This is a genomic window from Actinomadura napierensis, from assembly GCF_039529375.1.
Taxonomy (GTDB): Bacteria; Actinomycetota; Actinomycetes; order Streptosporangiales; family Streptosporangiaceae; genus Spirillospora; species Spirillospora napierensis.
Genome location: NZ_BAAAMR010000210.1, coordinates 1 through 7,673, shown reverse-complemented (window position 1 = coordinate 7,673; position 7,673 = coordinate 1). Strand labels below are relative to the sequence as shown.

The 7,673-nt window shown below is 73.9% G+C and carries 6 protein-coding genes; 1 reads left to right on the top strand and 5 read right to left on the bottom strand.

Annotated features, from left to right (window positions below; genetic code table 11):
* Window positions 1–120: 120 nt before the first annotated feature.
* Together iolC and ABD296_RS48360 are read right to left on the bottom strand one after the other, a co-directional pair.
* Complete coding sequence (iolC, locus tag ABD296_RS48365) at window positions 121–1,113, bottom strand: 5-dehydro-2-deoxygluconokinase (RefSeq protein WP_344284946.1); 993 nt, start codon at window positions 1,111–1,113, stop codon at window positions 121–123.
* Complete coding sequence (locus ABD296_RS48360; RefSeq protein ID WP_344284943.1) at window positions 1,110–2,108, bottom strand: Gfo/Idh/MocA family protein; 999 nt, start codon at window positions 2,106–2,108, stop codon at window positions 1,110–1,112. The genes iolC and ABD296_RS48360 overlap by 4 nt, the downstream gene beginning before the upstream one ends.
* 142 nt (window positions 2,109–2,250) lie before the next feature.
* Here ABD296_RS48360 and ABD296_RS48355 point away from each other — a divergent pair, with 142 nt between their 5' ends.
* Window positions 2,251–2,988, top strand: a complete 738-nt coding sequence (locus tag ABD296_RS48355; RefSeq protein ID WP_344284940.1) for a GntR family transcriptional regulator — start codon at window positions 2,251–2,253, stop codon at window positions 2,986–2,988.
* Between the two features lie 66 nt (window positions 2,989–3,054).
* On the opposite strand, the gene ABD296_RS48350 is transcribed toward ABD296_RS48355, so the two are convergent.
* The 3 genes from ABD296_RS48350 to ABD296_RS48340 are packed head-to-tail and all read right to left on the bottom strand — an operon-like array spanning window position 3,055 to window position 7,580.
* Window positions 3,055–5,766, bottom strand: a complete 2,712-nt coding sequence (locus ABD296_RS48350) for a sugar-binding protein (protein WP_344284937.1) — start codon at window positions 5,764–5,766, stop codon at window positions 3,055–3,057.
* A gap of 48 nt (window positions 5,767–5,814) precedes the next feature.
* A complete protein-coding gene (locus ABD296_RS48345) occupies window positions 5,815–6,609 on the bottom strand; it encodes a carbohydrate ABC transporter permease (protein ID WP_344284933.1) in 795 nt (264 codons plus the stop codon).
* The gene (locus ABD296_RS48340; protein WP_344284930.1) at window positions 6,606–7,580 is read right to left on the bottom strand and encodes a carbohydrate ABC transporter permease; all 975 of its coding nucleotides are present in this window, start codon (window positions 7,578–7,580) and stop codon (window positions 6,606–6,608) included. Before ABD296_RS48340 ends, ABD296_RS48345 begins: the two co-directional genes overlap by 4 nt.
* Window positions 7,581–7,673: the final 93 nt, after the last annotated feature.

Sequence of the window (7,673 nt, the reverse complement as noted above, 5' to 3'; positions counted from 1 at the left end):
CGGACGCGCCGGGCGGGCCGGCCGGCCGCGCCCGGCGCGCCGCCGCCCCCGCCACCGCCTCCGGGTGCTCCGCCCTGATCCCGGCCAGGGCGGCGTAGCGTTCCGCGAACGTTCCCGCGCTCACGCGGTGACCTCCTTGCTCTCCCCCGCCGCCGGCGGGCCGGCCGCGGCCAGCAGCCGCTCGACCTCGGCGGCGTCGGGCATCGCGTCCGCGCACGACAGCCGGGACGCCACGATGGCCCCGGCGGCGTTCGCGAACCGCACGATCCGTTCCAGGTCCCAGCCGCCGAGCAGCCCGTGGCAGAGCGCGCCGCCGAACGCGTCCCCGGCGCCGAGTCCGTTGACCACCTCCACCGGTGTCGGCGGGACCTCGACGGCCCCGTCCGCCGAGGCGGCCAGGACGCCGCGCGGCCCCTGCTTGACGATCGCCACCGCCACGCCCCGGTCCAGCAGCGCGCGGGCGGCGGCACGGGGCTCGCGCTCGCCGACCGCGACCTCGCACTCGTCGAGGTTGCCGACCGCGACGGTCGCGTGCTCCAACGCCTCCCGCACACGCGCGCGAGCCGCGTCCGGCGACTCCCAGAACATCGGCCGGTAGTCCAGGTCCAGGACGGTCGTGCCCGGATGCGCGGCGAGCGCGGCGACCGTCGCCTCCCGGCTCGGCTCCTGCGACAGCCCGGTGACCGTCGCCCAGAAGATCCGGGCGTCCGCGATCGCGTCCAGGTCCAGCTCGCCGGCGCGGATCTCCATGTCGGGCGCCTTCGGGTACCGGTAGAAGTACAGCGGGAAGTCGTCCGGCGGGAAGATCTCGCAGAACGCCAGCGGGGTCGGCAGGCCCGGCACGTCGGTGACGAACCGGTCGTCCACGCCGTATCCCCGGAGCGCCTTGTGGACGAACCGGCCGAACGGGTCGGCGCCCGTCCGGGTGATGACGGCGGTGCGGTGCCCGTACCGGGCGGCGGCGACCGCCACGTTGGTGGGGCTGCCGCCGAGGTACTTGCCGAAGGACTCGACGTCCTCCAGCGGCACTCCCACCTGGTGCGGGTAGACGTCCACGCTTACGCGGCCCATGGTGACGAGGTCGTGGCCCGCGGTGCCCGCGGCGGTCGTCATCGCCGCACCTCCTCGATGGCGACGGCGCGGCGTTCGCGCCGGGAGATCTCGCACGCCTCGGCCACGTAGAACGCCTCCAGGCTCTCCTCGGGCGGGCACGGGCTGTCCGTACCGTCGGCCACCATCCGGACGAACGCCCGCAGTTCGGCCGCGTAGGCGTCGGCGAACCGCTCCAGGAACCCGGTGTGCGGCGGTCCGGCCGGGCGCAGCCCCGCGCCGGCCGGGGACAGCGGCGTCCCGTCGTCCAGGCCGGCGACGACGCCGCCGAGCGAGCCGAGGACCTCCAGCCGCACGTCGTATCCGGCCGCGTTGTAGCGGCTCGCCGACACCAGGGCGAGCGTCCCGTCGTCGAGCGTCAGCATCGCCGCTCCGGTGTCGACGTCGCCGGCCTCGGCGAACGCCGCCGAGCCGCGGTTGGCGCCGGTCGCGGTCACCTCCGCCACGTCGCGGCCGGTGACGAACCGGACGGCGTCGAAGTCGTGCACCGAGCAGTCGCGGAAGAGGCCGCCCGAGGCGGGGATGTACTCGTCCGGCGGGGGCGCCGGGTCGAGCGTGCAGGAGCGGACGGTGTGCACCCAGCCGAGCCGGCCCGAGCGCACCGCGTCCCGCGCCGCGACGTGGCCGGGGTCGAAGCGGCGCTGGAAGCCCACCTGCACCGGTACCCCCGCACCGCGGACCGCCGCCAGCACCTCGATGGTCCCGGCCAGGTCGGCGGCGACCGGCTTCTCCACGAACACCGGCAGCCCGGCCCGCGCCGCGCGCACCACCAGGCCGGCGTGCGCGTCGGTCGGCGCGGCGACGACCAGCGCGTCCAGCCCGGCCCCGAACAGCGCGCCGACATCCCCGGCCGCGCGCACGCCGAGCTTGTCCGCCGCCTCCCGCGCCCGGCGCGGGTCGGCGTCGGCGACGACGACCTCCGCGACACCGGGCAGCGCGCGCAGCGTCTCCGCGTGCGCGGTCCCGATCCGTCCCGCTCCAGCCAGCCCGATCCTCATCGCACCCCTTCCGGCCGTGAACCGCGACCGAGTCTCATGGAACGATCTAATGTCTGTCAACACTATGTCCTGACATAAGGACTTAAATATCTCCGGACGGCGGGTCGGCTATCCTGCCTCGCGGCCCACGGAAGGAGCCCGCGTGCAAGGACCGACGGTGACGCTGGACCGCGGCAGCCCCGTGCCGCTCTACTTCCAGGTCGCCCAGCAGCTGGAGGCGGCGATCCGGTCCGGCGAGCTCCCCCCGGGCGCCCGGCTGGACAACGAGCTGGACCTCGCGGCCCGCTACCGGCTGTCGCGGCCGACCGTCCGGCAGGCGATCCAGCACCTGGTCGACAAGGGGCTGCTCGTGCGCAAGCGCGGGGTCGGCACCCAGGTCGTCCAGGCGCAGGTGCGGCGGCCGATCGAGTTGACCAGCCTGCACGACGACCTCGCCGCCGCCGGCGCCGAGCCCCGAACTCAGGTGCTGGAGTTCGGGCCCGCCCCGGCCGGTGAGGAGGCCGCCGAGCGGCTCGGCGTCCCGGCCGGGACCGAGGTGCTGCGGCTGCGCCGGCTGCGGCTCACCGGCGGCGAGCCGCTGGCGCTGCTGACCAACGTCCTGCCCGCCGGGCTGTTCGACGTCACCGCCGAGCACCTCGCCGAGCACGGCCTGTACGAGACGCTGCGCTCCGCCGGGGTGAACCTGCGGATCGCGCACCAGACGATCGGGGCGCGGGCCGCGACGGCCGCGGAGGCGCGGCTGCTGGACGAGCGGCGCGGCACGCCGCTGCTCACCATGACCCGCACCGCCTTCGACGACAACGGCTCCGCCGTCGAGTACGGCGACCACGTCTACCGGGCCGACCGCTACTCCTTCTCCCACACCCTCGTGGGCCGCTGACCGGCCCGGACGCACACTGGGCGGAACGCCGCCGCGCCGGGCGGGAACCCGGCGCGGCGGCACCGTTCACCGCGTCAGCCGGGCGACGCTGCTCGCCGTGCCCCCCTTCTTCGCCTCGAAGGCGACGGCGAGCAGGCCGCTCGCGCCCGTGACCGTCACGGTCTGCGAGCCGGCGCGCTTCACCTCGACGGTCTTCGTGCCGAGGACCTTGCCGTCCCAGACCGACACGTGGGCGGTGCCGGGGCCGGTGGCGCGCAGCCGGAAGGTCGTCGACCCGCCGGACACCTTCGGCGCGCCGGAGATGCCCGCGCTGTCGGAGCGCGGCGCGGCCGGGCCGCCCGCGAGCGGGATCCCGGTCCGGACGGCCTGCTCGATCGACTCCGGCGAGTTCACCGAGGCCGCCGCGTCGGTCGGCATGACCGGTGCGGGCGGGGTGGTCGGCAGGCTCGGGTCGGGCGTGTAGCCGGGCAGGGTCGTCTGGCCCCACCGGTACGGGTCGCCCTGCACGCCGCCCCAGGTCGACCAGCCGATCCGGGTCTGGCCGGTCTTGTCCTGGGTGTCGGAGTCGTAGACGAAGAGGTTCAGGCCCATCCGCGCCGGGTCCACGGCGGTCGGCAGGTCCTTGAACGGGATCTTCGCCTCGATGGTGTAGCCGTCGTAGGGCTGGTTCGACGCCGAGGCGACCTGCATGCCGGGCGCGGCGTCCGCCCCGCCCTGGTGGGCGTCGGCGTCGCGCTCGAAGCACGGCTTGCCGTCCGCCATCTGCGGGAAGATGCCGGTCTTGAAGGTGGTCGAGGTGTTCTCGGAGTCGCCGCGCGGGTCGATCCCGATCTCGACCGAGTCGGTGCGCCAGTGCCGCTTGCAGTCGTCGGCGCCGAGCACCGTGCCCTGCTCGTCGTCGCGGACCTTCACCAGCACGTTCAGCGCGTCGTCGGTCCAGGTCACCTTGCCGGTGGCCGAGCAGTCGGCGGCCGACGCGCAGGCGTCGCCCTCCCACACCCGCGACAGGTTCAGCTCGGCGCCGGCGTACTCGCCGGCCTCCTCCTTGCCGTCGATCTTCGGGGCGGCGGCCGCCTTGGGGATCTCGGCGACCGGGACCAGTTCCAGCGCTGCCTTCTCCACGTCGGCCGGGCCGGCCGACGGGGTGGTGGTGATGGTGTAGTCGTAGTCGCCGCCGGTCCCGCCCTGGTTGGAGGTCGGCAGCGACGCGTCGGTGTTGGTCACCTTGAACGTGGCCGTGCCCTTCGCGCCGGCCGCGAGCGTGTAGGGCTTGGACGCGGCGTCGGCCGAGAAGCCCTTCGGCAGGTCGAGCTTCACCGTGCCCGACTGCGCGGACGAGGTGGTGTTCACCAGGTCGACGCGGACGTCGCGCGACTTGCCCGTCCCGACCGTCAGGACCCGCTTCATCTGGCCGATGAGCGCGGGCACGCCCGTCTTGGTGGCCCAGGTGTCGAAGTCGTCGACGCGGGGCAGCGGCTGCTGCTGCCCGGTGACGGGCGGCTGGACGTTCACCATCGTCGCGGTCTGGCCGGTGGAGCGGCCGGAGGTGAGCGTCGCGGAGATCTGCGCGCGGCCCACGGAGGCGCCGGCGGGCGGCGTCACGGTGAACGTCGCCGTCCGCTCGCGCGATCCGAGTCTGCCCAGGTCACCGCTTCCTGTCACGTTCCAACCGGACGGCACCGAGAGCGCGGCCCGCGCGTTGGCCAGGTTCTTCGGCGCGCTCGCGTGCGCCGTCACCTTGAACGCCGCGCCGGGCGTCACCCCGTACGCCCCGGTCGTCAGGAAGAACTGCGTGCCGAGCGGCAGTCCGCCCTTGCCCGGCGTGACCGCGCCCTCCAGCGGCGCCGCCGGGTCGGTGTTGCCGAGCGTGAACGGCACCCGGCTCGCGATCTGGGTGAAGTAGTCGCAGCCGATCTTCGACGGGTCGGACGGCGCGTCCGGGAACCCGGCCCAGCCCTGGCTCACGTACAGCCGCTGCGCCTCCCGCTCGACCTGCGCCCACGTCTTGCCGCCGTTGCGGGCCGACGCCCGGCCGCCCCACACGCCGTACGACACCGACGCCGGGGTGTCGGGGGTGAGCTTGGCGGCGCATTCCTGCCCGGTCGGGCCGGACGCCCCGCCGCCCTGGAACAGCCGTCCCGGCGCCCAGGTCTTCAGCCCCTCCTTGCTGAGCTGGGTGGGGAACGCGTTGGGGTCGGCGGCGGCGTAGTACGCCTCGGTCGCCAGCCGCGCGGCCTCCTGGTGGTTGCCGTGCTGGCCGGGCAGCGGCGCCGGGTTCATCGTCACGATCACCTTGGGCCGGGTCTCGCGGACGACCCGCACGACCTTCGCGAGGGTGTCGTCGTGGCCCCAGGTGTCCTCGGTGAGCGGGGCGCTCACCGTGTAGTAGAAGTCGACCTTGTCGAGGTTGTGGACGTCGGTGACGCCCGCCTTGCCGACCGCGCGGCGCTCCTCGTCCTCGCGGAGCAGGCCGAGCGCCGGGCCCTCCTCCGTCCCGGCGGCGTTGCCGCCGCCCTCGCCGCGGGTGACGGTCAGCACTCCCGTCTTCGCCCCGCCTGTTCTCGAAGCGGCGAACTCGTTCCACTGGCCGAGCGTCGACAGGGTGCCGGACTCGTCGTCGGGGTGCGCCCCGACGAACAGCACGTCCAGCCTGCCTTGTTCTGACGGTGCCGTACGGTCGGACGGTGCCGTCCGCGCCTGCGCGGGCGGGCCGGCCAGCGCGATGGCCGAGCCCGCCAGCGCGGCGCACAGGACGGCGGGTAGGGCGAGTCTTCGCATGAACTCTCCTGTTCGGTTGCGGGGCCGCCGGGGGCGGCCCCGGACTCCCTACTCCTTGATGGCCCCCGAGAGCATCCCTGCAATGAACCGGCGTTGCAGGAAGACATAGACGATCACGATGGGCGCGGCGATGATCAGCGCGCCCGCCATGAGCAGCGAATAGTCGGTCTTGTGCGCGCCCTGGAAGAACGACAGGCCGAGCGGCGCGGTGCGCAGTCCCTCGTCGGAGTTGACGATCACCAGCGGCAGCAGGAACTCGTTCCAGGTCCACATGGTGATCAGGACGACCATGGTGAGGATCGCGGGCCGCCCGATCGGCACCAGCACCCGCCACAGGGTCGTCCAGCTGGACGCGCCGTCCATCCGGGCCGCCTCCATCAGCGACGGCGGGACGCTGCGGAAGTAGGCGCGCATCCAGAACGTGCCGAACGCGACCGACATGGCGACCTGCGGGAGGATCAGCCCGGCGTAGGTGTTGTCCAGCCCGGCCGAGCGCAGGTCGAAGTACAGCGGCACGACGACGGCCTCGGTGGGGATGGTGAGGCCGGCCAGGAACAGCAGGAACAGCGCCCCGGCGCCGCGGAAGCGCATGACGCCGAGCGCGTACCCGGACATGATCGAGAAGACGCTCGCCAGCACCACCGTGATGGCGGTGACGATGACGCTGTTGCGCAGGTAGGCGGCGAAGTGGCCCTCGTTCCAGGCGACCCGGAAGGTGTCGAACGACAGGTTCCCCGGCAGCTGCAGCGCCTGCGCGACGATGCCGATCATCGGGAACAGGGCGATCACCGCGAACAGCGCCAGCACGGCGTGGTTGAGGATCCGCTCGTAGCGCCTGCTCATTCGCCTCTCCCCTCGACGAGGCGGCCGATGCCCGCGGTGACCGCGAACGCCAGGACGGCCAGCGTGACGCCGATGGCGCAGCCGAGCCCCACCTCGCCGGTGTTGAACGTGCGGTTGTAGACCTCGTAGGCGGGCACCTTCGTGGAGTCGCCCGGGCCGCCGGCGGTCGCCATGTAGATGAGGTCGAAGTTGCGCACCGCCATGATCGTGGTGAGCGTCAGCGCGACCGACAGCTCGCGGCGCAGCCCCGGCAGCGTGACGGCGAAGAACTCGCGGACCGCCCCGGCGCCGTCGATCCGCGCCGCCTCGTACAGCTCCCGCGGGATCTTCTGCACGCCGGCCAGGAACAGCACCAGCGCCAGCCCGATCTCCACCCAGGTGCCGACGAGCCCGATGGCGGGCAGCGCGAAGGTGAAGTCGCCGAGCCAGCCGTGCCGCCAGTCCGGCAGCCCGAGGTCGTGCAGCCACCCGAGGACGGTGTTGACCGGCCCGTCCGCGGAGTACACCCACTGCCATGCCACCGCGACCGCGACCATCGCGATCACCTGCGGCATGAACAGCACGGTGCGGAAGAACGTCAGGCCGCGGATCTTCGTCCGGGACATGACGGCGACCAGCACGAACGCGATGCAGCACGGCAGGACCGCGTAGAACACGATCAGCACCAGCAGGTGCCCGAAGGCGTGCCGCAGCGTCGGGTCGGTCCAGATGGCGGTGTAGTTGGACAGCCCCGCCCAGGTCGCCTGGCCGATGCCGTCCCAGTGGTACAGGGAGAACTGCGCCCCGCGCACCAGCGGCCACAGCAGGAACGCCCCGTACACCGCCAGGGCCGGCAGGACGTACAGCCAGCCGACGGAGCGGGGCTCGCCGGGGGGCCGGGACCTGCCCCGGCGCCCCGCGGGGCGCCCGGTGCGCGAGCCGCGGGCCTCCGGCCCGGGATCGGGGGTCTTCTGCCGCGCGACGGTCGTCATGTGCGCGCTCCTCGCTGTCGCCTCGTCGGCGCGTGCCGCGCCTTTCCTGCAGGGCACGGCCCGCGGTGCCCCGCCGCCGCCGGCCGCGCCGCC

What these genes read in the sequence shown, in the direction of transcription:
- iolC (WP_344284946.1), bottom strand. Translation starts at nt 1,113, where the DNA reads ATGACGACCGCCGCGGGCACCGCGGGCCACGACCTCGTCACCATGGGC.
- ABD296_RS48360 (WP_344284943.1), bottom strand. Translation starts at nt 2,108, where the DNA reads ATGAGGATCGGGCTGGCTGGAGCGGGACGGATCGGGACCGCGCACGCG.
- ABD296_RS48350 (WP_344284937.1), bottom strand. Translation starts at nt 5,766, where the DNA reads ATGCGAAGACTCGCCCTACCCGCCGTCCTGTGCGCCGCGCTGGCGGGC.
- ABD296_RS48345 (WP_344284933.1), bottom strand. Translation starts at nt 6,609, where the DNA reads ATGAGCAGGCGCTACGAGCGGATCCTCAACCACGCCGTGCTGGCGCTG.
- ABD296_RS48340 (WP_344284930.1), bottom strand. Translation starts at nt 7,580, where the DNA reads ATGACGACCGTCGCGCGGCAGAAGACCCCCGATCCCGGGCCGGAGGCC.